The 25,620-nt window shown below is 70.8% G+C and carries 24 protein-coding genes; 14 read left to right on the top strand and 10 right to left on the bottom strand.

The annotated features are described in order from the left end of the window. Nucleotides 1–110 precede the first annotated feature (110 nt). The 3 genes from IE226_RS06340 to IE226_RS06330 all read left to right on the top strand — a co-directional run bounded on the left by IE226_RS06340 (nt 111) and on the right by IE226_RS06330 (nt 5,133). A complete protein-coding gene (locus IE226_RS06340) occupies nt 111–1,166 on the top strand; it encodes an acyl-CoA desaturase (protein ID WP_190080006.1) in 1,056 nt (351 codons plus the stop codon). Nucleotides 1,167–1,307: 141 nt separating this feature from the next. Beyond that, nucleotides 1,308–1,490: a tail-anchor membrane protein gene (locus tag IE226_RS06335; protein ID WP_190080005.1), complete on the top strand. Its 183-nt coding sequence runs from the start codon at nt 1,308–1,310 to the stop codon at nt 1,488–1,490. Nucleotides 1,491–1,716: 226 nt separating this feature from the next. Continuing rightward, nucleotides 1,717–5,133 (top strand): hypothetical protein, encoded by a 3,417-nt coding sequence (locus IE226_RS06330; protein ID WP_190080004.1) that lies wholly within the window; start codon nt 1,717–1,719, stop codon nt 5,131–5,133. 25 nt (nt 5,134–5,158) lie between these two features. Here the strand turns inward: IE226_RS06330 and IE226_RS06325 are convergent, their stop codons facing one another. Further along, nucleotides 5,159–6,040: a hypothetical protein gene (locus IE226_RS06325; RefSeq protein WP_190080003.1), complete on the bottom strand. Its 882-nt coding sequence runs from the start codon at nt 6,038–6,040 to the stop codon at nt 5,159–5,161. 490 nt (nt 6,041–6,530) lie between these two features. Then, a complete protein-coding gene (locus IE226_RS06320) occupies nt 6,531–6,809 on the bottom strand; it encodes a hypothetical protein (RefSeq protein ID WP_190080002.1) in 279 nt (92 codons plus the stop codon). Nucleotides 6,810–6,910: 101 nt separating this feature from the next. Between IE226_RS06320 and IE226_RS06315 the strand changes: the two genes are divergently transcribed. Next, nucleotides 6,911–7,816 (top strand): oxygenase MpaB family protein, encoded by a 906-nt coding sequence (locus IE226_RS06315; RefSeq protein ID WP_190080001.1) that lies wholly within the window; start codon nt 6,911–6,913, stop codon nt 7,814–7,816. Here IE226_RS06315 and IE226_RS06310 read toward each other — a convergent pair. Further along, the gene (locus IE226_RS06310; protein WP_190080100.1) at nt 7,805–8,326 is read right to left on the bottom strand and encodes a PadR family transcriptional regulator; all 522 of its coding nucleotides are present in this window, start codon (nt 8,324–8,326) and stop codon (nt 7,805–7,807) included. The two genes, IE226_RS06315 and IE226_RS06310, sit on opposite strands and share 12 nt — an antisense overlap. 126 nt (nt 8,327–8,452) lie before the next feature. On the opposite strand from IE226_RS06310, the gene IE226_RS06305 reads away from it, so the two are divergent. Next, nucleotides 8,453–9,205, top strand: coding sequence for an alpha/beta fold hydrolase (locus IE226_RS06305; RefSeq protein ID WP_190080000.1), 753 nt, complete (start codon nt 8,453–8,455; stop codon nt 9,203–9,205). Here the strand turns inward: IE226_RS06305 and IE226_RS06300 are convergent. Continuing rightward, complete coding sequence (locus IE226_RS06300) at nt 9,202–9,801, bottom strand: class I SAM-dependent methyltransferase (RefSeq protein WP_190079999.1); 600 nt, start codon at nt 9,799–9,801, stop codon at nt 9,202–9,204. The two genes, IE226_RS06305 and IE226_RS06300, sit on opposite strands and share 4 nt — an antisense overlap. Nucleotides 9,802–9,952: 151 nt before the next feature. Between IE226_RS06300 and IE226_RS06295 the strand changes: the two genes are divergently transcribed. The 5 genes from IE226_RS06295 to IE226_RS06275 all read left to right on the top strand — a co-directional run bounded on the left by IE226_RS06295 (nt 9,953) and on the right by IE226_RS06275 (nt 14,811). Further along, on the top strand, nt 9,953–10,726 hold the full coding sequence (locus IE226_RS06295; RefSeq protein ID WP_190079998.1) for an MHYT domain-containing protein: 774 nt from the start codon (nt 9,953–9,955) through the stop codon (nt 10,724–10,726). Between the two features lie 67 nt (nt 10,727–10,793). Beyond that, entirely contained in the window at nt 10,794–13,361 is a 2,568-nt protein-coding gene (locus IE226_RS06290) for a sensor histidine kinase (protein ID WP_190079997.1), read from the top strand. After that, on the top strand, nt 13,358–13,792 hold the full coding sequence (locus IE226_RS06285; RefSeq protein WP_190079996.1) for a roadblock/LC7 domain-containing protein: 435 nt from the start codon (nt 13,358–13,360) through the stop codon (nt 13,790–13,792). The genes IE226_RS06290 and IE226_RS06285 overlap by 4 nt, the downstream gene beginning before the upstream one ends. A 19-nt stretch (nt 13,793–13,811) precedes the next feature. After that, a complete protein-coding gene (locus tag IE226_RS06280) occupies nt 13,812–14,225 on the top strand; it encodes a DUF742 domain-containing protein (protein ID WP_190079995.1) in 414 nt (137 codons plus the stop codon). Next, nucleotides 14,206–14,811 (top strand): GTP-binding protein, encoded by a 606-nt coding sequence (locus tag IE226_RS06275; protein ID WP_190079994.1) that lies wholly within the window; start codon nt 14,206–14,208, stop codon nt 14,809–14,811. Before IE226_RS06280 ends, IE226_RS06275 begins: the two co-directional genes overlap by 20 nt. Before the next feature lie 20 nt (nt 14,812–14,831). Here the strand turns inward: IE226_RS06275 and IE226_RS06270 are convergent, their stop codons facing one another. After that, nucleotides 14,832–15,260: a PPOX class F420-dependent oxidoreductase gene (locus IE226_RS06270; protein WP_190079993.1), complete on the bottom strand. Its 429-nt coding sequence runs from the start codon at nt 15,258–15,260 to the stop codon at nt 14,832–14,834. A 94-nt stretch (nt 15,261–15,354) separates the two neighbouring features. On the opposite strand from IE226_RS06270, the gene IE226_RS06265 reads away from it, so the two are divergent. Further along, a complete protein-coding gene (locus IE226_RS06265; protein ID WP_190079992.1) occupies nt 15,355–15,768 on the top strand; it encodes a roadblock/LC7 domain-containing protein in 414 nt (137 codons plus the stop codon). Nucleotides 15,769–15,878: 110 nt separating this feature from the next. After that, complete coding sequence (locus IE226_RS06260; protein ID WP_190079991.1) at nt 15,879–16,862, top strand: DUF6397 family protein; 984 nt, start codon at nt 15,879–15,881, stop codon at nt 16,860–16,862. Nucleotides 16,863–16,919: 57 nt separating this feature from the next. Here IE226_RS06260 and IE226_RS06255 read toward each other — a convergent pair whose 3' ends face one another. Genes IE226_RS06255 through IE226_RS06245 form a run of 3 tightly spaced genes read right to left on the bottom strand, consistent with a single transcriptional unit; the run spans nt 16,920 to nt 18,665 of the window. Continuing rightward, the gene (locus IE226_RS06255; RefSeq protein WP_190079990.1) at nt 16,920–17,441 is read right to left on the bottom strand and encodes a tetratricopeptide repeat protein; all 522 of its coding nucleotides are present in this window, start codon (nt 17,439–17,441) and stop codon (nt 16,920–16,922) included. 26 nt (nt 17,442–17,467) lie between these two features. Continuing rightward, complete coding sequence (locus tag IE226_RS06250) at nt 17,468–18,496, bottom strand: LacI family DNA-binding transcriptional regulator (RefSeq protein ID WP_190079989.1); 1,029 nt, start codon at nt 18,494–18,496, stop codon at nt 17,468–17,470. Next, nucleotides 18,489–18,665: a hypothetical protein gene (locus tag IE226_RS06245; RefSeq protein ID WP_190079988.1), complete on the bottom strand. Its 177-nt coding sequence runs from the start codon at nt 18,663–18,665 to the stop codon at nt 18,489–18,491. Before IE226_RS06245 ends, IE226_RS06250 begins: the two co-directional genes overlap by 8 nt. Nucleotides 18,666–19,043: 378 nt before the next feature. Here IE226_RS06245 and IE226_RS06240 point away from each other — a divergent pair, with 378 nt between their 5' ends. Next, the gene (locus IE226_RS06240) at nt 19,044–20,039 is read left to right on the top strand and encodes a glycosyl hydrolase (RefSeq protein WP_190079987.1); all 996 of its coding nucleotides are present in this window, start codon (nt 19,044–19,046) and stop codon (nt 20,037–20,039) included. Between the two features lie 160 nt (nt 20,040–20,199). Beyond that, nucleotides 20,200–21,948: a carboxylesterase/lipase family protein gene (locus tag IE226_RS06235; protein ID WP_190079986.1), complete on the top strand. Its 1,749-nt coding sequence runs from the start codon at nt 20,200–20,202 to the stop codon at nt 21,946–21,948. Between the two features lie 100 nt (nt 21,949–22,048). Here IE226_RS06235 and IE226_RS06230 read toward each other — a convergent pair whose 3' ends face one another. Together IE226_RS06230 and IE226_RS06225 are read right to left on the bottom strand one after the other, a co-directional pair. Continuing rightward, entirely contained in the window at nt 22,049–22,954 is a 906-nt protein-coding gene (locus IE226_RS06230; RefSeq protein WP_190079985.1) for an acyl-CoA thioesterase, read from the bottom strand. Between the two features lie 72 nt (nt 22,955–23,026). Further along, nucleotides 23,027–25,540, bottom strand: coding sequence for a DEAD/DEAH box helicase (locus tag IE226_RS06225; protein ID WP_190079984.1), 2,514 nt, complete (start codon nt 25,538–25,540; stop codon nt 23,027–23,029). Nucleotides 25,541–25,620: the final 80 nt, after the last annotated feature.

Raw genomic sequence — 25,620 nt, 5'->3', positions numbered from 1 at the left:
GGTGCTGTCCCCCTCCGCAAGACGGGTGAGAGCGCCATGGTTGTCCCAGGTCACGGGCTCATACGTTGTGTCACGTCAGCCCGATCCAGTCAGAGACCGGAGACCTCACCATGTCCCAGGCCGCCGCAGCAGTCGCGGAGCGTTCCCCAGGCCCCACCCCGAGGCAGCCCGCCGGGAGCGATTTCGCGCCTCTCCTGCGCACCGTGAAGGAGCAGGGGCTCCTGGGCCGCCGCACCGGCTGGTACGCGCGCACCATCTCGGTCAACGCCCTGGCGCTCGCCGCCGTCGCGACGGGAATGTTCCTCGCCGGAGGCTCCTGGTGGGTGCTGCTCCTTGCGCCCGTCCTCGCCGCACTGTGTGCCCGTACGGCCTTCATAGGCCATGACGCGGGACACTCCCAGATCACCGGCGACCGCGGGGTGAGCCGCGCCATCGGACTCATCCACGGCAACCTCCTCCTCGGCATGAGCTCGGCCTGGTGGAACGACAAGCACAACCGCCACCACGCCAACCCCAATCACATCGACAAGGACCCCGATGTCGCAGCCGACGTCCTCGTCTGGACCAGCAAGCAGGCCCGGGTCCGCGTGGGCTTCCGGCGCTGGCTCACCCGCAACCAGGCCTGGCTGTTCTTCCCGCTGACGCTGCTCCAGGGCGTCGCCATGAAGATCTACGGCTTCCGGGACCTGCGGCGCCAGGCCCCGCGCGAACGTCTCCTCGAGGGCCTGCTCCTGGTGGCACACCTCGCGGGTTACGTGACGCTGCTGCTCGCCGCCATGCCGGTGGGCCACGCCCTCGCCTTCGCCGCCATCCACCAGGCCCTCTTCGGTCTGCACCTCGGCCTTGCCTTCGCGCCCAACCACAAGGGCATGGAGATGCCCGATCCCGACGGCGAGCGCTGGGGCCACCTCAGCCGCCAGGTCCTGACCTCGCGCAACATCCGCGGCAGCGCGCTGACCGACTGGTTCCTGGGCGGACTCAACTACCAGATCGAACACCACCTGTTCCCCAGCATGCCCCGCCCCAGCCTGCGGCGCGCCCAGCCCCTGGTCCGCGCGCACTGCGCCGAGCTGGGCATGCCCTACACCGAGGCCGGATTCATCGACTCCTACCGGCAGGTGCTGCGCCACATGTACGAGGTAGGCGAGCCGCTGCGGGTCGAGTAGTCGCGCGGTGAGCGGCGCGGCTCAGGGTTGCCTCGGGGTCGCTCCTCAGGGATCCATCAGGGGAGCAGACTGGAACCGTGGGCGGCCCGGGCCCGTTTCTCAAGACAGAGAGCGGCAAAAGCCGCGGAGGAGGCGACACACATGTCGAAGAACGCGAAGATCGCCGCAGGAGGTGTGGCGGCCGGCATCATCCTGCTGATCTGGCTGCCCTGGTGGGCCGCCCTCCTGATCGTGCTGGGGGTCCCGGCCGCGGCCTATCTGACGCTCGACCCCGCACAGCGGCGCAGGCTGCGCCGCGTCTCGCGCAAGGAGATCGGCCACTGACCCGGCACCCCGCCGCGGTGCGCGGGCGCTCGACGCACAGGGGCTGACGGCTGCTCCGCTCGCGGTGCCCGGCGGCTCCGCGAGCGGTAATCCCGTCGCCTCGCGGCAGGCGAAATCCTGTGGCCTCGCGGCAGGCGGAAAACCCGTTGCGTCCCGCCAGTTGGTGGGTGATCATGGCGCCCATGACTTCCCGAAAGGAGGCCCAGCGATCCCACGGTGATCGCTGATGGCCGCACACGAGGTGTCCCGGACGCCCTCTTCCCCGCACCAGCCCACTCCCGCACCGCTGACACCGGCCTGGCTGCAGGCGCACTTCGACCCTCTGCCCTTCCCGGCCCGCATGAGCGCCCTGGCCCGCTACGCACGAGCGCTCACCGCGGACGCGTACGCCACACTGCGCGACTCCCTCGCCGCCGGCACCCCCGACGAACGACACACCGGACTCTTCCTCGCCGTCACCCGGCGAGATCTCGGCACCGTCGCCGAGGCCCTGACCGATCCCCTCCTGCGCCGCCGTGCCCTGGCGGCCGCCGTCCGGCTTCCCGTGCCGGACGCGGCCCTGGAACAGCTCGCGTTGAGCGACATCAGGGCGGCGCGCCACGATACCTACCGCGTCCTGCGCCTCAGCCGCCGCCGCGCCCTCGCCGCACGCCTGCTGCCACAGGTCCACGAACGCTTCGGTGCCGGGGACGCCGCTCGGCTCCTGCCCGCCTGCCCCGCCGCGACGACCGGCGCATGGCTGCCCCGACTCGATCCGCCCCCTGGCGTACTGAGCGCACTGACCCGCACCGCACCGCTCGCCGTCGCCGAACTGCTCGCCTCCCGCGCCGAAAACCGTGCCGACCGCGCCCGTCACGGCTCCACGGGCAACCACCGCGTGATCGCGAGCGCAGCCGCCGAACGCGACCCGGAAGCCGGTCTGGTGCTCCTTTCCCGGGCCCCCGGTCTCCTGACACCGCAAGCGGCCCGCACCCTGCTGCGCCGCCCGGCCAGAGTCCTCGACCTGCTGCGCGCGGCCCCGCCCCGCCCGGACGGCTCGCCCGGCGAACTTCCGACAGGAGCCGGGGCCCTGCCGCCCGCCGTGCGACGTGCCCTGCGCGAACTCCCGCTCGCAGACCTGGCGGACCTCGCCCGGCGCTGCCCCGTGACGCAGCCACGCCACCACGAACCGGGACGCCACAGCATCGAACCGGACGGGCTCCTTGCGCTGCTGCCCGCACCGGAACGCCGCAGCGTGGTCGAGGAACGCATCGCCCGCCGCCGTTCGGTGCGAAGCCTGCCCGTAGCCGCACTCACAGCGCTCGCGCCGGCCGACCGGGCGGCGCTCGTCCTGCCCCGCCTTGAGCGCTGGTCGAACCAGGAATGGACGGCCAGTCGCCTGGCCGTAGCGCTCCCGCTCGCTCTGGGCGAACCGATACTGCGCGACATGGCGGGACAGCACCGCATCCACCAGCGCCTGATGGCCTGGCCCGCGCTGCTCGCCTGCGCCGAACTCGAAGCCGACCCCGAGGAATTCGCCCGCATCGCCGGGGACTGCGAACGGGCCTGGCACGACCAGGAGGAGGTGCGCAGGGCCGCTCTCAAGCAACTCGCGGGCACGCCGCCGCACCTGCTCGCCGCGCTGCCCGACCGGGTCCTGCGTGATGCGGCGCTGACCACCGTCCAGTCCCGTGACTCCACCGCCGGCACCCTGGCGGCGGCCGAGCGACTGCTCCGCCGGGCCGTGGAATGCGCCGCGGCGACGGGCAGCCACGGCCGAGCGGCCTACGCCGCGGAACTGCTCTGCCATGTCGTGTCCGACCCGCGCAGGCGCTGCTCCATCACACCGCTGCGCATCGAGGAGGAAGCCGCGCGTGCCCTCTGGTCCGCGACAGCGACCGTAGTGCCGGCGCGCCCCGATCTGCATACCGCCCTCGCGGAACTCCTCGCACCGCATCTGACCGCGTTGCCGGAACTCGACGCCCTCGTGCGCACCCTGGCCCTGGAGTCCGACGACCCCGACATCGCGGCCCGCGCCGCGGCCGCCTGGACGGGGCCGGCAGGGCCGCGGGAGCAACGCGTCGCCGAACTGGTCCGCCGCGACGCCTCATTCGCCTCGGTGCCCGCCATCCTGCGCACCATCGTCACCCGACGCACCGACTTGCTGGACTCCGTCCTGCCCGCCGCCGCACAGGGGCTCACCGGCCGCGTACGCCCCCGCGCCACCGCCTGGGCGCCGGAGCAGCACGCCGGTGTCGCCGGCCGCTGGCTGCCCGCACAACGCCGCGCGTGGGACGGACACCACGCGCACGTGGCCGCCGACGATCAAGCCGCACTGCGCGCCCGCGCCGACGCGGCGGCCCAAGTGCGCGATCCGGCACTCCTGTCGGCCCTCGCGGAGTCGGCGCCCCAGCCCGTCGCCGCGGCAGCACTCGGAGCACTGGGCAACGTCCCCGGTGCGGCCCACCACGGCACACCGCCCGACACCGGGCCGCTGCTGGACATCCTGCTCCGGCACGCCGCGACGGGCGGCGTCCGGGGCCGGGCCGCCATGGCATCCATCCGCCGACTCCTGCAAACGGTCCCCGATCCGGAGGCGGTCACCCTGCTCGCCCCCGTGGCTTGCGCGCCCGATGCCCCCGTCGGCTCCCGCAAGGAAGCCGTACGAGCCCTCGGCGCGCTCCCCGGGGACGCGGCATTCGACGCTCTGGTGGCTGCCTGGGACGCCCCGTGCCAACACCGCGACGTACGCGCCGTCGCGGCGCGCCACCTCCTCGCCGCGATCGACCGCCAGGCCATCGCCGACCGCCTGGCCCGGGCGGTCGACGAACCCGCCGTACGCGAAGCGGTCATCCACGCGCGCGTGGGACCGGTGGTGCCCCGGTCGATGCAGGAGTCCTACGTGAACTTCCTGGCACGCCTGGTGAGAGAGGGCGACGAGGACACCGTCGTCGCCGCGTGCCGTGCCCTGCCCGGCTGGCTCACACCGGCGTCGGCCAATGCCATGCGGGCCGTCGCCGAGGTCGCCACGGACCCTGCACGCCGCCGAAAAGTGTGGGACGCGGCCGCACGGCAGCTTGTCTTCTTCCCCCCGGGAGGGGTCGGAAGGCCAATCCTCGAGGACGTGGTCGGGCGACTCGAGGACCGTGCCGCCACGCCGGATCCGTACGTGCGCGCCGACGCGCTGCGACGCCTCGCGGGCATCGGCGAGGCCCTGCACGTCCGCAGGGGCTCGGCCCCGACGCTTCTCTTCGCCGACACCTTGGCCCAGTCGATGCAGGCCGTGGGCCTGTACGCCGGTGCGGCGGCCCTGATCCAGGAGACATCGCTGGCCGCCGTACGCCTGGGCGAACATCACGCGGGGCGCTGGCAGCGCCTCATGGATCTGGTCGAGGAACGCCCCGAACGGCTGCGCCTGGAAGGCGGGTTCTCTCCCGACGTCCCCACGCCACGCGCGCGTGCGGCTCTGCTCGCCGCCGTCCGCCTGCTGCGCGAGCGCGGGACGCCGACGGCCGGGGCGGTGGCGCTCGCGCTGGTGTCCGCCGGCGGCCGGGCAACGTCGTGGGACGAAACCTGGCGCGCTGAACTGACGGTCCTGCGCGACCACGCCGACCACGACACCGCGATGGCCGCGTTCCTCCTCGACCCCGACCACCACCGCTGAGGAAACGCCGCAGGACGTCAGTGGTTCAGGCGGGGCGTACGGCCATCTTGTCGAGCGCCTCCAGGAGCCCGGGGAGTTCGGGGCCACGGCCCACCGGCAGCACCTCTCCGGGCTCCTCGTCGAGCAGTACGAACGCGATGTCGTCGGTCCTGGCGACCATGGACCAGCCGGGGCCGTCGGCACGCAGGGTGCGGGCATCCCCGGAGGCGAAGGAGGAGCGCACGCGGCCGAGGGGTGGTGGCGTGCTCACATACGCCAGCGCTTCCGCCAGCACGCGGCGTACGCCGGTGAGCGGCACCTCACCGGCGTCGGCAATGGGATCGGAAACGGCCCCGGGGGAGTCGCCGGCCTCTTGGCCGGCGTCCTGGCCCTCCCGGGCTGCGCCTTTTGCACCGCCGTCGCTCACAAAGTCGGCGTCGTCGATCTGCTCGCGCCACGCCGCCCATTGAAGTGCGATCTCGTCGGCGCCAAGGCGGCGCTGAGCCGGACCCCACGTGTCGGACTGAGGAGGCGACAGCGGTCGCTGGTCCGCTTCCTCGGGCTCGGGATCGTGCGGCGCGGGTACGTTGGGCGCCGCGACGGCGACCGCGAGCGGCCAGCCGGGCAGCGCGGCGACCACCGTGCGCTCGTCGGGCGACAGGTCGTATTCCATGCCGCAGTCCCAGGAGGCGATCGCAACGGCCACGAGCGACACGTCGTCGACGACGACGGTCCACCGGGCGCCCGCGCCGTCCTGGCCGAGCACCAGACCGTACCCGGCGTCGAGCGGCGCAAGTCCCAGAGCCGCACACGCCTCCGGATAGTCGTCACCGAGCACACTGGGGAACTTCGCGGGTGTCAGCAGCACCGCGGTCAGCACGTACAGCGCGTCGTCCTCGGCGGCGACAGCGTCGTCCGTTCCGGCCATGCCAGCCTCCCCATCGCTTCATCCGTCGGCGCACCCTAACCACAGGTCCGCTTGATCGTCGAGTGGTGCGTGACCAGGAGATCCGCTCGTACGCACCGGAAAACCCGCTCGTACCCCGCGTGCCTGACGCCTACGGTGGGTGTCATGTTCAGTGCCAGATTGCGTCTTGTGTGTCTGCCGTGCCGCGCTTCTTTCAAGAAGTCGGCCGACTACCGACGCGTACCCTCTGACATCTGCCCCCGGTGCGGGGGCCCTTTGCTCAGTGCGGGTTCCGCGCTCGCCGTGCCCAAGCGCCGCGACACGGCTGCGTGGCGCGCCTTGAGCACGGTGCTGCTGTCCGGGCTCAGCTTCCGGCAGGGCTGCTGCGGCGACGGACCCGGCTACCGTCCCCGCACCCCGCGCGAGGTTCGCGAACGCCTCGCGCACGCAGCCGCGACGGGCACCCCCGTCCACGAGGCACTGGCCTGTCCCGATCCCACGCACACGGACGTCAGGCGGCGGGCAGGCCGAGGAGCGTACGCGCCACGTCCGTCGGCGACTCGTCGCGCTCCCGGGCGAGGGCGATGACCGCGCGGCAGGCGAGTTCGCTGACACCGAAGGACAGCGCTTCCGGCGAGACCCAGTCCGTGGCCTCGTCCGCACGGTCCCGGTCGTCGTCGGCGCACGCCGCCACGTAGACGGCGGCCGCCTCGAAGAGATTGTGCGGGCGCCTGTCCTTGCCGCGGACGGCATCGTCCGAGCGCCACAGTTTGCGGATCTTGTCGAGCATGTGGGTTCGCCTTCCCCCGGTCCGGTCTGCCGCAGATGATCACCCATCTGCCTTACTCCAACGTAGAGTTGGAGCTCCGAGGACAGAAGGGGGACCGTGGGGTGAAGCGTTATGACCGTCTCGAGGAGATCCGGCGTCTGGACCCCGAAAGGGACGCCCTGACGATCTACCGGCTCACGGCGACGTACGAGTTCCCCTGGGATTTCAGCCGCGCACTCGAACTCGCCCTCTACCGCACGTACGCCGTGCCCAGCATCGGCCGGCTGCTCGCCGAGACGGCGGAACTGACGGATCGATCGCAGAAACGGTACGACGACACGGCCCTGCTTCTGGACACCGTCGTGGAGTACGGCTTCGGCACGGACCAGGGCCGCACCGCGATCCGCCGCATCAACCAGATGCACCGCAGCTACGACATCAGCAACGATGACATGCGCTACGTACTGTGCACGTTCGTGGTGATGCCCAAACGCTGGATCGACGCCTACGGCTGGCGCAAACTGTCGCGCCACGAGACGACCGCTGCCGCCGTCCACTACCGCACCTTGGGAAAGCACATGGGGATCCAGGACATCCCGGACTCCTACGAAGCCTTCGAAGAATGTCTCGATGCCTACGAAGAGGCCCACTTCGGGTGGGACGAGGGTGCGCGCAGGGTCTCCGACGCGACCCTCGACCTTATGGCCTCCTGGTATCCGCGCCCCCTGGCGCCCCTGCTGCGCGCCTCGACCCTCGCCCTGCTCGATGAGCCCCTCCTGCGCGCCTTCCGCTACGAACCGCCCGGTTCCGCCGCCCGTGCGCTGGTGAGGGGCGCGGTGCGATTGCGCGGCCGTGCCGTGCGCCTGATGCCGCCCCGTGGCGCACCGCACTACGCGCGCCAGAACAGGGAGATCAAGGGCTACCCGAAGGGGTATCGGATAGGCGCCCTCGGAACGTTCCCTGTGCCCGGTGTCCGGGGCTGCCCGGTCGCGCACCGGGACGACTCGGCCGCAGCCTCAGCGGAGTGAGCTCAAAGTCGCCCGCAGCCAGGCGAGTTCGGCACGACTGGTCGCGCGGGCGATGGTGAGGATGCCTCGTCGGAACGGGTCGTCCAGGTCTTCGGCGCGCAACGGATGTTCGCCGTCGTAGAAGAAGCTGGCCGGTTCCTCGAGGAAGGCCAGTCGGCGCTCCAGGACGGCTGCCTGGGCCGCCTTGTCGTCCAGGTGACGCAGAAAGGCGAGCACCGTGAACCACCGGTTCTCGTCGGTGATGTCGCCCTGCTGCGGCTCGGTGAGCCTGCGGCGCAGCTCGCTCCTGCCGTCCGCGGAGAGGCTCAGGACATGGCGTGGGGCCGCCACGGAGCCGGGCTGCGTCTCGCGGGCCAGCAGTCCTGCCTTCTCCAGCCTCTTGATGGCGGGGTACAGCGTGCTCTCCGCGACGGGGCGTACGTGCCCGGTCAGTGCGGTGATGCGCTTGCGCAGCTCGTAGCCGTGCAGGGGTGCTTCGTAGAGGAAGCCGAGGATGGCCAGTTCGAGCATGCCGTGCATTCTGCCGTACTCGCGGTGTACATCGCTGACGCTATACATCGGCACAGAGGTATTGTCCTCTTCGTAAGTGCCCGGCAGGAGCGAGCGGCCGGGTACGGAGCGAGTGAGGGAGTGGCGATGCGACAGGCACGTTTCGACGCGCAGGGCAGCTGTATCCGCTGGACGGAGAGCGAGGGGGCAGGCCCGGCCCGGGTGTACGTGCACGGGCTCGGCGCCGCGTCGACGGTCTACCACGCGCACATCGCGGCCAGACCCGAACTGGCCGGCCGCCGCTCCCTCTTCGTCGACCTGCCGGGCCACGGCATCAGCGACCGGCCGGCGGACTTCGGCTACACGCTGGAGGAGCACGCGGACGCCCTGGCCGCGGCGCTGGACGAGGCCCGGGTGAGTGAAGCGGAGCTGGTCGCGCACAGCATGGGCGGTTCCGTGGCCATCGTGCTCGCCCACCGGCGCGGTGACCTGGTGTCACGCCTGGTCCTCACCGAGGCCAACCTCGACCCCGACCCGGCCGCGACAGAGGGAAGCAGCAAGATAGCGGCCTACGAAGAGGGGGACTTCGTGGCGGGCGGCCACGCGCGCGTGCTCGAAGAGGTTGACCCCCTGTGGGCGGCGACCATGCGGCTCGCCGACCCCCGTGCCCTGCACCGCAGCGCGACGGGACTGGTGCGGGGGACCCGTCCCACGATGCGCGCGATGCTCATGGGGCTGCCCGTGCGGCGTGTCTACCTGCAGGGTGCACGGAGCGGCGAACTCGCGGGCCGCGAAGAGCTGGTGGCGTCCGGGGTGCGGGTGCTGAGCGTGCCGGATGCCGGGCACAACGCCATGTTCGACGCCCCGGACGTGTTCGCCTCCGCCGTGGCCGCGGGCTAGTCCTCTCGTACGGCCAGCGCGAGAAATCGCGCGTTCTCGTCGACGTACGAGGTCAGTCGCCACCCCGAACCTGCGAGCAGCGGGCGGAGGTTCGCCTCGGCCCGCAGATCGTCCGCGGTGAGCCGGCGGCCCTGCCGTGCCGCGAGAGCTGCCCGGCCGATGGGGTGGAAGAGGGCGAGGGTCCCCCCGGAGCGCACCACGCGCCGCAATTCCCGCAGATTCTCGGGCGGGTCGGGCAGGTGGGAGATCAGGCCCGCGCCGAACACGGCATCGAGAGACCCGTCGCGCAGCGGGAGCCGGGCCACGTCCCCGAGCAGGAGCCGGCCTGCACGGTCCCTGCCCGCCCGCGTGGCCGCCTCCAGCATGGCCGGAGTCAGATCGATCCCGAGGACGGTCCCCCGGGCCCCCACGGCCTCCCTGAGAGCGGGCAGCGCCCGGCCGGTGCCGCATCCGGCGTCCAGGACGCTGCCGCCCGGCGGCAGGCCGAGTTCGAATGCGGCGGCCCGGTAGGCGGGACCGTCGTCGGGGAACCGGCTGTCCCAGCCGGCTGCCCGGGCGGAGAAGAAGTCGCGGACACGGGTGTGGTCATCGCTCATGTGCCCATGATTGCTTAACGACACGCATGCGCGTCGGGGGCACACGTTCGAGCGTGATGCGGTCGTTCAAGTTCCCGTCTGCGACATATTGCAACACCTTTCGAACTGCGCCCCCGTTGTGCGCCCCTGCCGGGTCTAGCGTCCCGGAGCCATGGGACACCTGGACCACGCCAGCTTCGGCTGGCTGACCCCCGTGCTGTCGTACGCGATGGCCTCTATCGGCGCCGCGCTCGGGCTGCGCTGCACCGTCCGCGCGCTCGCCGCCACGGGCGCTTCACGCCGTAACTGGCTCATCACCGCTGCCTCCGCCATCGGCACGGGCATCTGGACGATGCACTTCGTGGCCATGCTCGGCTTCGGGGTCACCGGCACAGAGATTCACTACGACGTGCCCCTGACGATCCTGAGCCTGATCGTCGCGATGGCCGTCGTCGGGGTCGGTGTCTTCGCCGTCGGCTACGGCCGTGACCGCGGGCGGTCGCTCGCGGTCGGCGGGCTCACCACCGGGCTCGGCGTCGCGAGCATGCACTACCTGGGCATGGCCGCGCTGCGCCTGCACGGCGACGTGCGCTACGACCCGGTGCTCGTCGGTTTCTCGGTGACCATCGCCGTCGTCGCCGCGACGGCGGCCCTGTGGGCGGCGCTCAACATCAAATCGCCGCTCGCGGTCGCCGTCGCGTCCCTGGTCATGGGCGGGGCCGTGAGCAGCATGCACTACACCGGGATGCTGGCCGTGAGCGTGCGGGTCACCGAGGCGGGCGCGGCACTGCCCGGCGCGACGACCATGCAGTTCATCTTCCCCCTCGCGGTCGGTCTCGGTTCCTATCTCTTCCTGACCTCGGCGTTCGTCGCGCTGTCCCCGGCCGCGGGGGAGCGTGAGGCCTCCGTGGCGGCCCGGCGGCCGGTGGACCGCGCCGCCGGATAGCGGCGCACCCGGACCGGTCCCGGCCCGCCGGCGGACACGCCCCGAAATTTCTTCGAGCGAGGAGGCCATGCGCACACCACGTAGGACCCCCGACCCGGCTGATTGCAGCGTTCCGCCCACGCCCGGGGCCCCGGCACGCGGCCGTCGCGCGCACGCGGGTCCGCCCGCCGACGAACGGCCCGACGCTGAAACCCCCTCGGATCCCGGATCGCCGGCACCCTCCGCGCGCGGGCGAGCGTGGTGGCCGCGGCCGCGCACCGTGCGCGCCAAGATCGTCTGTCTGCTGATGGTCCCGGTGATCTCCCTGCTCGCCCTGTGGGGATACGCCACCGTCAGTACCGCGCAAGACGTGGCACACCTGCGGCGCTTGCAGCGCGTCGACGCCGAGGTGCGTGGCCCCGTCGACACGGCCGTCGCGGCACTGCAGGCCGAGCGGGCGGCAGCCGTGCGTTATGCGACCGCGCCTTCGCCCGAACGCCGAAGCGAAATCGAGCGGCAGGCAGCGCGGACGGACCGCGCGGTGGCGAAGCTGCGCCGCGGCGAGGGCCGGACGGTTGCCGACGGCTCCGACCTGCCCGCCGGCGTGACCACCAGGCTCGCGGGCTTCGTCTCCGAGACCCGGGACCTGCGCACGGTGCGCAGCGACGTGCTCGACCGCCGCGCGGGCTGGGATGCCGCCTACGGCCAGTACACGAAAACCATCTCGGCCGCTCACGGAGTCGGCGGCTCGCTCACCGGCATCCAGGAGGCCGGACCGGGCTCCGACGCGCGCGTGCTGCTCGAATTCGCCCGGGCCGCCGAAATGCTGGCGCGCGAGGACGTCATCCTGTCCAGCGCCCGACTGGCGGGGACCCTGGACGGAGAGCGGCTGCGGCGGTTCACCGGAGCTGTCGACACCCGGCGGACCCTGACGGACGCCGCGGTGCCGGATCTGCGCGGGCCCGAACGAGCAGCCTGGCGAGACCTCGTGGAGTCGAGCGCGTACGCCGACGTGCGCGCCGTCGAGGACAAGGTGCTCGTCGCGCCGCCGGGCAAGCCGGCGGCCGCCGCGGCCCCGGCCGCCGAGTGGGACAGCGCCCATGCCTCGGTCCGCGACGACCTTCGCGCGATCGACGCGGGGGCGAGCCGCACCGCCGCCGACCGGGCCGATCCGTTGACCCGCGGCCTGCTCACCTCCGCGGGCGCCGCGGTACTCCTGGGCCTTCTGGCCGTCGCCGCCTCGCTGGTCATCTCCGTACGCATCGGGCGCGGACTGGTCGTCGAGCTGGTGAGCCTGCGCAACGGAGCCCTGGAGATCGCCCGCCACAAACTCCCGTACGCCATGCGCAGGCTGCGCTCCGGCGAGGAGATCGACATTCACGCCGAAGCTCCCCCCGGCCCGCCGGCGGAGGACGAGACGGGGCAGGTGTACGAAGCGCTCGGCACGGTGCACCGGGCGGCCCTGCGCGCCGCCATCGAGCGCGCCGAACTCGCCAGCGGCATCTCGGGCGTCTTCGTCAACCTCGCCCGCAGGAGCCAGGTCCTCGTCCACCGCCAGCTCAGCCTTCTCGACAGCATGGAGCGCAGGTCGGACGACCCGAACGAACTCAGTGACCTCTTCCGCCTCGACCACCTCACCACCCGGATGCGGCGGCACGCGGAGAGCCTGATCATCCTCTCCGGAGCCGCGCCGGGACGCGCCTGGCGCACGCCCGTCTCCCTGACGAACGTCGTGCGTGCGGCCGTCTCCGAGGTCGAGGACTACGCGCGCGTGGAGGTACGGCAGCTGCCCGCCGCCGCGGTCGCGGGCACCGCCGTCGCCGACCTCACCCACCTCCTGGCCGAACTCGTCGAGAACGCCGCCCAGTTCTCGCCGCCCCACACCAAGGTGCGGGTCAACGGAGAACCCGTCGGCAACGGCTACGCCCTGGAGATCGAGGACCGAGGCCTGGGCATGGGCACAGAGAGCCTGGCCGAGGCCAACAGCCGCATCGAGCAGTCCGAGTCGCTCGACCTGTTCGACAGCGACCAACTGGGGCTCTTCGTGGTCAGCAGGCTCGCCGCGCGACACGGGGTCAAGGTGCACCTTCGTACGTCCCCCTACGGCGGTACCACCGCGGTAGTCCTCCTGCCCACCGCACTGCTGCAGAGCATCGCACCGGAGAGTCCCGGAGCCCACACCATGGAACATGACCGCGAACAGCACCGGCACGCGCGCGTGCCCGAAGCCGCACCACTGAACGGCAATTCCGTCCCCGCCCCGGCGGCCCTCCCGGCATTGGCGGCGTCGGCCGATGCCCCGGCGCCGACGCCCACGACGCCGACACCCCCGGGCGTCACCACACTCCGCCTGCACAAGCCCCCGGGGGGCCGGGAACCCGAGGGCGTACCCAAGCCCTCGGACGACCTCCCGCGCCGCGTACGCCAGGCCAGCCTGGCCCCCCAACTGCGCGAGCGGCACCCCGACGACGCGGCCGGATCCGTGGGCGTCCGCGACACCACCGAACGCAGCCCCGACGAGGTACGGGAGCGCATGACCGCCTACCGCGACGGCTGGGCCAGGGGCGGCGGCCGCCGACCGGGCATCGTCGGCGCGGTCCCCGACATTTCAGGTCCCGCACGGGCCAGCGACAGCACCGAAGGAGACCCCGCATGATCCAGGATCAGAGCATCACCGCCGGCCGTTCCGGCGAACTCGACTGGCTCCTTGACGACCTGGTGCTGCGCGTCGGCGAGGTACGGCACGCCGTGGTGCTGTCCAACGACGGGCTTGCCGTCGGCGCCTCGACCGCCCTCACCCGCGAGGACGCCGAGCACCTCGCCGCGGTCGCCTCCGGATTCCACAGCCTCGCCAAGGGCGCGGGCCGGCACTTCGGGGCCGGGGGAGTACGCCAGACCATGGTCGAGATGGACGACGGCTTCCTGTTCGTGGCCGCGGCGGGCGACGGCTCCTGCCTCGCCGTGCTCAGCTCCGTGACGGCCGACATCGGTCTGGTCGCCTACGAGATGGCACGCCTGGTCAAGCGGGTGGGCGAGCATCTCCGTACCCCGTCGCGCTTCGCATCGCGGCCACCGGCCGCGGGATGACGCGGGGCGGTCGACACAGATGACCGAGGCCGAAAGCGGCGACCCGCGCGACACGGGCAGCCAGTGGTACGACAACGACGCAGGTCCCCTGGTCCGGCCGTATGCGATGACGGGGGGACGCACCCGGCCCGGAACTACCGGAGTGCGCTTCGACCTGATCGCACTCGTCGCCCTGGACGCGGACGCGCCGGGACCCGGCGACGACACCGCCCTGGGACCCGAACACCGCTCACTCATCGAACTCTGCCGCAGCGAGACCCAGTCGGTCGCCGAGCTGGCGGCCGACGCCGACCTGCCCGTCGGCGTGGTCAGGGTGCTGCTCGGCGACCTGCTGGAAATGGGCTGCGTGAAGGTGAGCCGACCCGTGCCACCCGCACAGCTGCCCGACGAGAAGATCCTGCGAGAGGTGATCGATGGGCTACGAGCACTCTGACGCCGACGATGGCGACACGACCGCCATGGCGTTGAAGATTCTGGTCGCGGGAGGCTTCGGGGTGGGCAAGACCACCTTTGTCGGTGCCGTCAGCGAGATCCGCCCGCTGCGCACCGAGGAACTGCTCAGCGAGGCCGGCCAGTCGGTGGACGACACCGGCGGCGTCGACCGCAAGACCACCACGACCGTCGCCATGGACTTCGGCCGCATCACCATCAGGTCGGGCCTGTCGCTGTACCTCTTCGGTACGCCGGGGCAGGACCGTTTCTGGTTCCTGTGGGACGAGTTGTCCCAGGGCGCGCTCGGTGCCGTCGTCCTCGCGGACACCCGGCGGCTCGAGGACTGCTTCCCCGCCGTCGACTACTTCGAGCATCGGCACATCCCGTTCGTGGTGGCCGTCAACTGCTTCGCGACCGCGCGTACGTACGGTGCGCACGAAGTGTCACGGGCCCTGGACCTCGACCGCGGCACCCCCGTGGTGCTGTGTGACGCGCGCGATCGCGATTCGGGAAAGGAGGTGCTGATACGTCTGGTCGAGTACGCCGGGCGGATGCATACCGCCCGGCTGCTCGACACGGTGGGGTGAGGCGGGCCGCGGGCCAGGCGTCAGTCGGCCACGGCGGCCTGAGCGACCACCTTGTCGATCCTGACGCGCACGAGGAGCTCGCCGGGCACGCCGTTGCGTTTGCCGAACTCCTCGGCGCGCGCCTCGCCCATATAGCGGGCGGCGAGGCGCGTCGCCCAGTGCCGTACCTCCTCCAGATCGTCGATCAGCCGCGCCTGCCCTTGCAGGACCACGAAGGCGAACGGAGGTTCGTCGTCGTCCACACACAGGGCGACGCGCCCGTCCCGTGCCAGATTCCGCCCCTTGACGGTTTCCGTCCCGGTGTTGAACACCAACTCGTCCCCGTCCAACAAAAACCAGATCGGTGCGATATGTGGGCTGCCGTCCGCACGCACGGTGGACAGCTTGCCGGTGCGGGTGCCGCGGGAGACGAAAGCCCGCCACTGGTCCTCGGTCATCTTCTGTGCCATGTCCTCATCATGCTTGCCGGAGCGCCGATGGTGGGGAAGGCTGGCAGGTCAGTTCCTCCTGCCAGGGGGAACAGCGAGGCGGGGAGACGGGATCATGGTGCAGAACTCGGGGCTCGGATGGCTGCTCGACGACTTGACCAAGCGCATGGAGCCCGTGCGGCACGCGCTGGTGCTGTCCAACGACGGCCTGGTGACCGGCGCGAGCTCGGAATTGAAGCGGGAGGACGCGGAACATCTCGCCGCGGTCTCCTCGGGTCTGCACAGTCTGGCCAAGGGATCGGGACGGCACTTCGGCGCGGGCAACGTCCGTCAGACGATGATCGAGTTCGATGACGCGGTGCTGTTCGTCACCGCGGCCGGCGACGGCAGTTGTCTGTGCGTCCTCAGCTCCGCCGAGGCGGACATCGGGCAGGTCGCCTACGAGATGACGCTGCTCGTGAACCGGGTCGGAGAGCATCTGGGCGTGGGCGCCCGGCAGCCGGAGCGAACCTCGATAGTGGACCTCTGACCTGCTGAATCGCCGACCAGGTCAGAGTTATCCACAGGCCCGACGCGGATTGCGGTGATCGCGCTACGGTTTTTCCCGAGAGCAAAGACGCCTCACGGGGGAGAACCACCATGTCAGGTCACACGATCACGCAGGAAGCCGCCGACACGGCAGCACCGACCTCGGTCACGCAGAGCCACGCGGCACGGGAGCTGGGCCTGAAACGCGGCGAGTTCGAGCTCGCCGTGATGCTGGGGCGCATCCGCACCGTCGGCGACACCGCCGGCGGACGGCGCCGCGTCACACACCGGGAGATCGAGCGCGTCCGCGCCGGCAAAGGCTTTCCCGAGGCGTGGCTGGAGCGCATCAGAGCCGTGGGGACCACCGAGGGCGCGGCCCTCATGGACATCTCCACGGCCCGGTTCACGCGGCTCGCGCGTACGGGGTTCGTCACGCCGGTGAAATTCTATTTGAACCGCTACCGAGCGGTCGTCTGGCTCTACCTGGCCGAGGAGCTGCGGCAGTTCGCCCGCTCGGAGTCCAACGCCGGTCTGCTCACCGGTCGCGCTTCCGGCACGCTCCGCGCCCAGCTCGACGCGGGCGTCGACCTGAGGGCACGGAACTGGCGGAGTCGCTATGTCGGAGCGCTGCTGCGCCAGTCCGATGACCCCTGGGAGCGTGCCGCAGCGGTGGCTTCCCTGCTCGACCCGGTCCAGATCGCGGAAATCATCAGGGACCCGTACGAACGCGCCTATCTGCGCAGGCTCGTGCCCGCGTCCTTCGGTCAGGGCGCCCCCGAGTCACCGGCAGGACGGATCATCCAGAAGATCACGACAGCGGACGACCCGGACGAGATCCGCTGGCTGCGGGCGAACCTGACCATCGGCGTCTCGCGGGCCCGGGGCGAGCGTCCCGCCCCGAGGCCCGCACCGCACCTGGCCCCCGACCCGGGCCCCGCTTCGCCGCCGCGCACAGCAGCACCCGAACCCCGGTCGAGCCCACTCCGGGCACCGGACCACACGCCACCGCCCGCCGCTCTGCCCCACGAAGAGCCGGAAGAGCGGGCTTCGGAGCCGCGAGGCCTGCTGAAGTGGATGCGCCGCAGAGGAGCGTAGCCAAGCGGTCGCGCCCGGCACACGGCAACGGGCGGCAACGCGCAACGGGCAGTGCCGTTAGACCGTCTCGTCGAGATCCTTGGCGTAGTGCTCGATCGCCGGACGGTAGGCGGAGATGTCCGGGTTCTGGCTCGTGGTGGCGAGCAGGGTCAGCAGAATCTGCATGGCCTCGTGCGCCCGCCCGGTGTTGTAGAGGGCCATGGCCAGGAAGGTCTTGAGAGCGGCATCGTCGGGGAACTCGTCGACCGCGTCGGCCAGGGTCGTTACGGCTTCCGGGTATCGGCCAAGGACGCGGTAGGTGCTGCCCAGGCCCAGAAGCGCTCCGCGGCGATCATCGGGGGAAAGCCCGGGGTCGGGACCCTCGACCGCGCGCACGTAATGCGGCACGGCCTCGGCCTCCAGGCCGAGTGCGTCGTGGACCCACGCGGTCTGGTAGGCCACCTCGGGGTCGAGGGGGAACTGGTCGCACAGGGCGAGCAGTTGCTCCCGCGCCTCCTCGCGACGACCGTCCGCGCGCAGCCGAACCGCTTCGGCGAGCAGGCGGTCGCGGTGCCCGGTGGTGTCCTCGTCCCTGGTCAATGTCCTGTCCCTCTCGGATCGCGCTCTTACTGGTGTTTCGGTGGTGGGCCCGTGGAGCCTCGTGGGGTGAAGGTGGGGGTGGGTACCTGATGCGGGGCGACGTTTTTGCCGGACAGGACCTCGTAGAGGGTGCGGGCGACGTCCGCGCCGAACGCGTGGATGTCATGGCTCATCGCGGAGAGCGGCGGGTGGGTCAGCTTGCACAACTGCGAGTCGTCCCACGCCAGCAGGGAGATGTCGGCGGGCACACGCAGGCCCATCTCGGCGGCGACGGACAGCCCGGCGACGGCCATCAAGTCGTTGTCGTAGATGATCGCGGTGGGCCGCTCGGCCGCGGAGAGCAGCGAGCGCGTGGCCCGTGCGCCCGTCTCGCCCGAGAAGTCGGTGGCCAGCTGACGGCCCTCCGGAAGCCCCAGGTCGGCCATCGCGGCGGTGAACGCGGCGGCGCGGATCACGCTGTGGCCCAGCTCGGCCGTTCCGCCGATGCGGGAGATGGAGCGGTGCCCCAACGCCGCGAGATAGCGCACCGCTTCCGTGATGGCCGTGGTGTCGTCGGTCCACAGCGACGTGAAGGGCCCTGTCAGCGAGGGGTGGGCGACGGCGACCACTGGCATGCCGAGCTGTGCGAGGGCGGGCACCCGGGGGTCGTTCTCACGGAAGTCGACCAGGACCGAGCCGGCGATCTGTCCGGACCGCCACCAGCGGCGCTGGAGGTCGATCTCCTCGTCCAGGCTCTTCACCAGACGCAGGAGGAGTGCCCCCGAGTGGTCGGAAAGTACGCTTTCCAGGCCGGAGATGAACTCCATGTAGAAGGGTTCGAGGCCGAGTTGTCGTGCCGGTCGGCTGATCGCGAGGCCGATCGTGCCCGTTCCCTGCTTGTTGAGCGCGCGCGCCGAGAGGTTCGGCTCCCAGCCCATCGACCGGGCGACCTCCATGATCCGGGCCCGCGTTGCCTCGGACACGCCTGGTTTGTTGTTGAAGGCCAGCGAGACGGCGGCCCGTGAGACGCCGGCGCGGGCCGCGACATCCCGGATGGTCAGCCTCTGTTCACTCATGCGTGCTCCGTCCGCGTACGCCGATCGTCAGGCTCTCGTCGGGCGGCGGCGTCACCAGGCCGCAGTCAGCCGCGACCGCGACCGCGACCGTGGCCGTGGGCATGGGCATGAGCACGCGACGGTCGGCCAGAAGCAGCGGATCACGCGGCAGCGTGCGGGCAGTCACCACGACGTCGACCCTATCCCCGTGCCGTAGGTGCCGAACGCGCCGACCGCGTCATGCGTGCCACACGTGCGGAACCGGGGCCACTTCGCACGGCCCGGCCGCGTCGGCGAGCGTGACATCTGGTGCACCCTCCAGGGGAGTCGTGGACGGCCCCCTGGCGCGAGCCGGGGACCATTGGCGCACAACCTAGACACGAATTCTTCGCCTCGTCCATAGACCGGTCCAGTTTCTCTTCAGCCGCCGTAGAGACCCAGGCCGACTCGCTTTACTTAAACTTTACTTAATGTGACACGCCTCTAGACAACGTTGTCCCAGGTGTGCAGAGTGTGCGATCGACCGCGGGCCGCTTCCGGCCCGTGTCCCCGACAGAGGGGCTTTCCCATGCGCAGAAAACGCATCACCGCGTTTGTCACGGCCGCGCTCCTGGCGCTGTGCCTCAGTCCCGATTCCGCTCAGGCCTTCCCCAGCGGCTCCAAGCAGCAAGTGATCAATCACCTGCGTTCCATCACGGGGTCGAACATCGTGTCCGGCCAGCACAACAAGGAACCGGCAAGCAACCCGGGCCAGTACACCCAGCAGGTCAAGGACGTCACCGGGCAGTACCCGGGCCTGTGGGGCGGGGACCTGATGTTCCGGGCCGAGGATGTCGCCAATCGGCAGCGGGTGATCGACCAGGCGAAGACGGAGTGGGCGAACGGTTCGCTCGTTTCGCTGACCTGGCACGTGTGCCCGCCGACCATGGGCAGTTCCTGCGAGTTCGAGGGTGGCGTCAAGTCCAGCATCTCCGACGCCCAGTTCTCGCAGACCGTCACCAACGGCACGGCGCTGAACAACGCCTGGAAGCGCCGGCTCGACGAGGTCGTCCCGTATCTGCAGCAGCTGAAGTCCGCCGGAGTGCCCGTCCTGTTCCGGCCGCTGCACGAGATGAACGAGAAGTGGAACTGGTGGGGCAACCGGCCCGGAGCCAACGGCGGTGCGCGGCTCTACCAGATCACCCACGACTACCTGGCGGGCAAGGGTTTGGACAACCTCATCTGGGTGTGGAACGTACAGGACAACCCGGCGGGCGGCTGGGCCAGCTACTACCCGGGGAACAGTTACGTCGATGTCGCCTCGCTCGACGTCTGGTACAAGAACTACCCGAGCACGGCCGACTACCAGCAGCTGCAGAGCATCGCGGGCAGCAAACCCATCGCTCTGGCGGAGATGGGCAAGGTCCCCAACTCCGCACTGCTCAACAGCCAGACCCGCTGGTCGTACTTCATGATCTGGTCGGAGCAGCTGCGAGGGAACAACACCAACGCCGAGATCCAGGCCGGCTACTTCCATCCACGCGTCCTCAACCAGGGCGAGGTGAAACTCCCGGCCGCCAAGTGAGGCCCTGACCCACGAGTGCCGGCCGCATGCAGGCCTTCCCCGCGTGCGGGCCTGCCCAGCGTGCGGGACCGGGGCCACTCCTGCCCGGACCCCGGTCCCGCACCTCTGCCTCTGCCCCCGCCCCCCCCGGCCCCGCCGCATCCGCTCTGGAGAGGACCAGGTGAGACTCTCATCCGCGCCGCCCACGCGCAGCCGTCGCCTATTCGCCACCACCGTCGCCCTGTTGGGCATCGCGCTGTCCACGGCCGCCGCGCCACCGGCCACCCCGTCCCGAGCCGATCCGGTGAGTACGGTGCGGGCGCCCGGTCCGGCGGGCACTCCTCGAACCGCCGCTACCGCTACCGATGTCGCCGCTGATCCCGCTGCCGCTGCCGCCGCCACGCCCCCGATTGTCCGCACCGAGCAGGGACGCATCCAGGGCCGTCGACTCGCGGCCACCGGCACCAGCACCAACACCGCCGCCAGCACCGGCACCAGCACCGACGTCGACTTCTTCGGCAAGATCCCCTACGCGGCCGCCCCGACCGGCTCCCTCCGCTGGCGGCCGCCCCAGCCACCCCGGTCCTGGAAGGGCACACGGGACGGTGGCGCCCCCAGCCCCGCCTGTCCCCAGACCGAGAACAGCAACGGGCCCCGATCCGAGACGGAGGACTGCCTCTACCTGGACGTGTGGCGACCCGATACGACGGCCGCGCGGACCGGCAAGGCACCGGTGCTCTTCTGGATCTTCGGCGGTGGCGGCATCAACGGATCCGGCAGCCAGTACGACGCCCGGAAGCTGGCCGCGGAGACAGGCAGTGTGGTGGTCACGGTCAACCACCGCCTGGGCTGGCTCGGATTCCTCGCCCTGCCCGAGCTGAGCGAGGCCTCACCCGACCGGACCTCCGGACAGTTCGGGTTCCAGGACCAGATCGCCGCTCTGGGCTGGCTGAAGAAGAACGCCGCCGCGTTCGGCGGAGATCCGCGTCAGGTGACGGTGGCGGGGCAGTCCGCGGGCGGCCGGGCTGTGTGCAGGCTGCTCACCTCGCCGCGGGCCGCCGGGCTGTTCCGGCGTGCCGTGATCCAGAGCGGTGCCTGTAACGCCGACGCACTCGCGCCCAGGGAACACGCGGGGACCTCCTTCGCCGCCGCCGTCGGCTGTGGCGGGGAACGGTCCAGGGCCGCCACTCTCGCCTGCCTGCGCGGCAAGAGCGTGAGCACCCTGATCGACCGGCCGAATCCGCCCGGCACTCCCGCCATCGGCGGCACGGCCCTCCCGCGAGACCCCCAACAGGCCATAGAAAGCGGCCGGTTCACTCGCGTACCGGTGCTCGTCGGCAACACGCACGACGAGAACCGTCCGTATCCCGGCATCAGCCAGCCCGCCACCGACGCCTCGCTCAAGGCGTGGATCGACCGCACGTATCCGGCGCTGGCAGACGAGGTGTCCGAGCAGTACGCCGCCATGGAACCCGCGGACGCGGCGGGCGCCATCGCCTCCGACACCGACCGGGTCTGCCGCGCATGGAAGATCGAGAACGCGCTGGCCCGGCACACCCCGGTGTACGCCTACGAGTTCGACGACTTCACCGCCCCTGCCGAAGCCGTGACGCCGGGCTTCGCCTGGGGCGCGTACCACACGACGGAGCTGGAGTATCTGTTCGACTTCACCCGCTCCGACGGCTCCGCGAAGTTCCTCACCGGCCTCAACCCCCGTCAGGAGAAGCTGGCCCGCGAGATGCGCGACGACTGGGGGACGTTCGTCAGCACCGGAAAACCGGCGCCGCGTTCGACCTGGCCCGCGTACCGCCCGGGCCGTCACCCCGCAGTGCTCCAGTTCCAGCTGTCCGGAGCCCGAGTGACCCACCACTTCGCCGAAGACCACCGCTGCGGCTTCTGGGACGAGCACGGGCTCATCAAGCTCGCTTGATCCTCAGCCGCTGTGTCCCCCGCGGCTCGTCTTGCCGCGCGACTCACGGGCCACCACCCGGTCCCCCGGGTCCTCGCTCAGGCCCAGCCCGGGCCCCGGCTCACGCCCCCGTCGACGGCCGCCCGTCCATGTGACGCTCCCCATACGACCGGAAGAGTCCTTCCTGTACGACCGAGACGAGCAGCCTGCCCTCGATGTCGTAGATACGGCCGCGCGCGAGACCGCGGCCGCCCGTGGCGATCGGGGACTCCTGGTCGTACAGGAACCACTCGTCCGCGCGGAAGGGACGGTGGAACCACATGGCGTGGTCCAGCGAGGCCATGTCGAAGTTGCGCGGGCCCCACAGCGGCTCGACCGGGATGCGGACCGCGTCCAGGAGCGTCATGTCGCTGGCGTAGGTCAGCGCGCAAGTGTGGACGAGCGGGTCGTCGCCGAGCGGGCTGACCGCGCGCATCCAGACCGCGCTGCGCGGCTCGGCGTCCTTGATCTCCTCAGGCGTCCAGCGCAGCCGGTCGACGTAGCGGATGTCGAAGGGCTGGCGCCGGGCCATGCGCTCCAGCTGCTCGGGCAACTCCCCCAGATGCTCGGTGATCTCCTGGGCGACCGTCGGCAGCGACTCGGGGTCGGGAGCCGTGATGCGCGGCGGAAGCTGGTGGTCGAAGGCGCCTTCCTCGGGCTGGTGGAAGGAGGCCGTGAGGTTGAAGATGGTGCGGCCCTGCTGGACCGCGGTGACGCGGCGTGTGGTGAAGGAGCGCCCGTCCCTCACTCGCTCGACCTGGTAGACGATCGGCACGCCCGGACGTCCTGGCCGCAGGAAATAGGCGTGCAGCGAGTGCACGGGGCGCTCGCCCTCGGTGGTGCGCCCGGCAGCCACCAGGGCCTGCCCGGCGACCTGCCCGCCGAACACCCGTTGCAGGGATTCCTGCGGGCTGCGGCCACGGAAGATGTTGAGCTCGATCTGCTCCAGGTCCAGCAGGTCGACCAGCCGGTCGGCGGGATTGTTCATAGTGGTTCCTCGGCTCCTGTCCGGACAGAAGAAATGGCGGGCGGTCGGCGGACGGCGGTCGGTGATCGGCGGTCAGAGCTGGCCGACGTCGGTGACCCGGACGACGGCGCGGCCCTCTTCGTCGGAGGCCGCGAGATCGACCTCGGCGCTGATGCCCCAGTCATGGTCGCCGTTCGGGTCGGCGAACGTCTGCCGGACGCGCCACAGACCGTGCTCCGTGTCCTCCTCGATGAGCAACAGCTTGGGGCCGCGGGCGTCGGGACCGGTGCCGAGATCGTCGTACTCGTCCCAGTACTTGTCCATGGCCGCGCCCCAGGCGTCCGCGTCCCAGCCGGACTCGGCGTCCAGCTCGCCCAGCTCCTCCACGTGATCGAGGGCGGCGAGCTCGACGCGCCGGAAGAGGGCGTTGCGGACCAGGACGCGGAAGGCGCGGGCGTTGGCGGTGACCGGCTTGACCTGGTCGGCCTTCTCCTGGGCCTCCTCGGCGGTCATGACCTCGGGGTTGGCGAGCTGCTCCCACTCGTCGAGGAGGCTGGAGTCGACCTGGCGGACCATCTCGCCCAGCCAGGCGATGAGGTCCTCCAGGTCCTCGGACTTCAGGTCGTCCGGGATGGTGTGCTCGAGCGCCTTGTACGCGCTGGCGAGGTAGCGCAGGACGATGCCCTCGGTGCGCGCGAGTTCGTAGAAGGAGGTGAACTCCGTGAAGGACAGCGCCCGTTCGTACATGTCGCGGATGACGGACTTGGGGGAGAGCGGGTGGTCGCCGACCCACGGGTGGCTCGTCCTGTACGTGTTGTAGGCGTGGAAGAGCAGCTCCTCCAGAGGCTTGGGGTAGGTGATGTCCTGGAGGCGCTCCATGCGGTCCTCGTACTCGACGCCGTCCGCCTTCATCAGGGCCACGGCCTCGCCGCGTGCCTTGTTCTGCTGGGCGGCGAGGATCTGGCGCGGGTCGTCGAGAGTGGACTCGACGACGGACACCATGTCCAGGGCGTACGAGGGGGAGTCCGGGTCGAGCAGTTCGAAGGCGGCGAGCGCGAAGGTCGACAGCGGCTGATTGAGCGCGAAGTCCTGCTGCAGGTCGACCGTCAGGCGCACGATGCGGCCCGAGGCGTCCGGCTCGTCGAGCTTCTCGACCACACCGCCGGCGAGCAGCGAGCGGTAGATGGCGATGGCGCGGCGGATGTGCCGCAGCTGCTGCTTGCGCGGCTCGTGGTTGTCCTCCAGGAGGTGACGCATCGCCTCGAAGGCGTTGCCCGGCCGCGCGATCACCGCCAGGAGCATGGTGTGCGTGACGCGGAAGCGGGAGGTCAGCGGCTCGGGCTCGGAGGCGATGAGCTTCTCGAACGACGCCTCGGTCCACCCCACGAAGCCCTCGGGCGCCTTCTTGCGCACCACCTTGCGGCGCTTCTTCGGGTCGTCGCCCGCCTTGTTGAGGGCCTTCTCGTTCTCGATGACGTGCTCGGGTGCCTGCGCGACCACCAGACCCGCCGTGTCGAAGCCCGCGCGGCCCGCCCGGCCCGCGATCTGGTGGAACTCGCGGGCGCGCAGGGTCCGTACGCGCGTGCCGTCGTACTTGGTGAGGGCGGTGAAAAGCACCGTACGGATCGGGACGTTGACGCCGACGCCGAGGGTGTCCGTGCCGCAGATGACCTTGAGGAGACCGGCCTGCGCCAGCTTCTCCACGAGCCGCCGGTACTTGGGCAGCATGCCCGCGTGGTGCACGCCGATGCCGTGGCGCACGTACCGCGAGAGGTTGCGGCCGAACTTGGTGGTGAAGCGGAAGTTGCCGATCAGGTCGGCGATCCTGTCCTTCTCCTCACGGGTGCACATGTTGATGCTCATCAGCGACTGCGCGCGCTCGACGGCCTGTGCCTGCGTGAAATGGACGATGTAGACGGGCGCCTGCTTGGTCTCCAGGAGCTCGGTGAGGGTCTCCGTGATGGGCGTCAGACGGTATTCGTACGAGAGCGGCACCGGGCGTGTCGCGGAGCGGACCACCGAGGTGGGGCGCCCCGTGCGGCGTGTCAGGTCCTTCTCGAACATCGAGACGTCGCCGAGCGTCGCGGACATGAGGATGAACTGCGCCTGCGGCAGTTCCAGGATCGGGATCTGCCAGGCCCAGCCGCGGTCCCCCTCCGCGTAGAAGTGGAACTCGTCCATCACGACCTGGCCGATGTCGGCGTGCTTGCCGTCCCGCAGCGCGATCGACGCGAGGACCTCGGCCGTGCAGCAGATGACGGGGGCGTCGGAGTTGACGGACGCGTCGCCGGTCAGCATGCCGACGTTCTCGGTGCCGAAGAGCTTGCACAGGTCGAAGAACTTCTCGGAGACCAGTGCCTTGATGGGAGCCGTGTAGAAGGTGACCTTGTCCTGGGCGAGCGCCGTGAAGTGCGCGCCCGCCGCGACCAGGCTCTTTCCGGAGCCGGTCGGCGTCGACAAGATCACGTTGGCTCCGGAGACCACCTCGATCAGCGCCTCCTCCTGAGCCGGATAGAGGGTGATCCCAGTCTCCTCGGCCCACGTGGAGAAGGCTTCGAAGAGGGCATCGGGGTCGGCATCCGGCGGCAGCTGATCAATAAGTGTCACACCCCCATCTTGCCTCTCTTCTCACCCGATGAGGGAACCGGCGGTCCGTACGAAGATCACGAACGCTACGCTGAGTGGTC

The organism is Streptomyces longisporoflavus (genome assembly GCF_014649775.1).
In the GTDB taxonomy this organism is placed as follows: Bacteria; Actinomycetota; Actinomycetes; order Streptomycetales; family Streptomycetaceae; genus Streptomyces; species Streptomyces longisporoflavus.
This window is presented reverse-complemented; position numbering and strand designations above follow the sequence as displayed.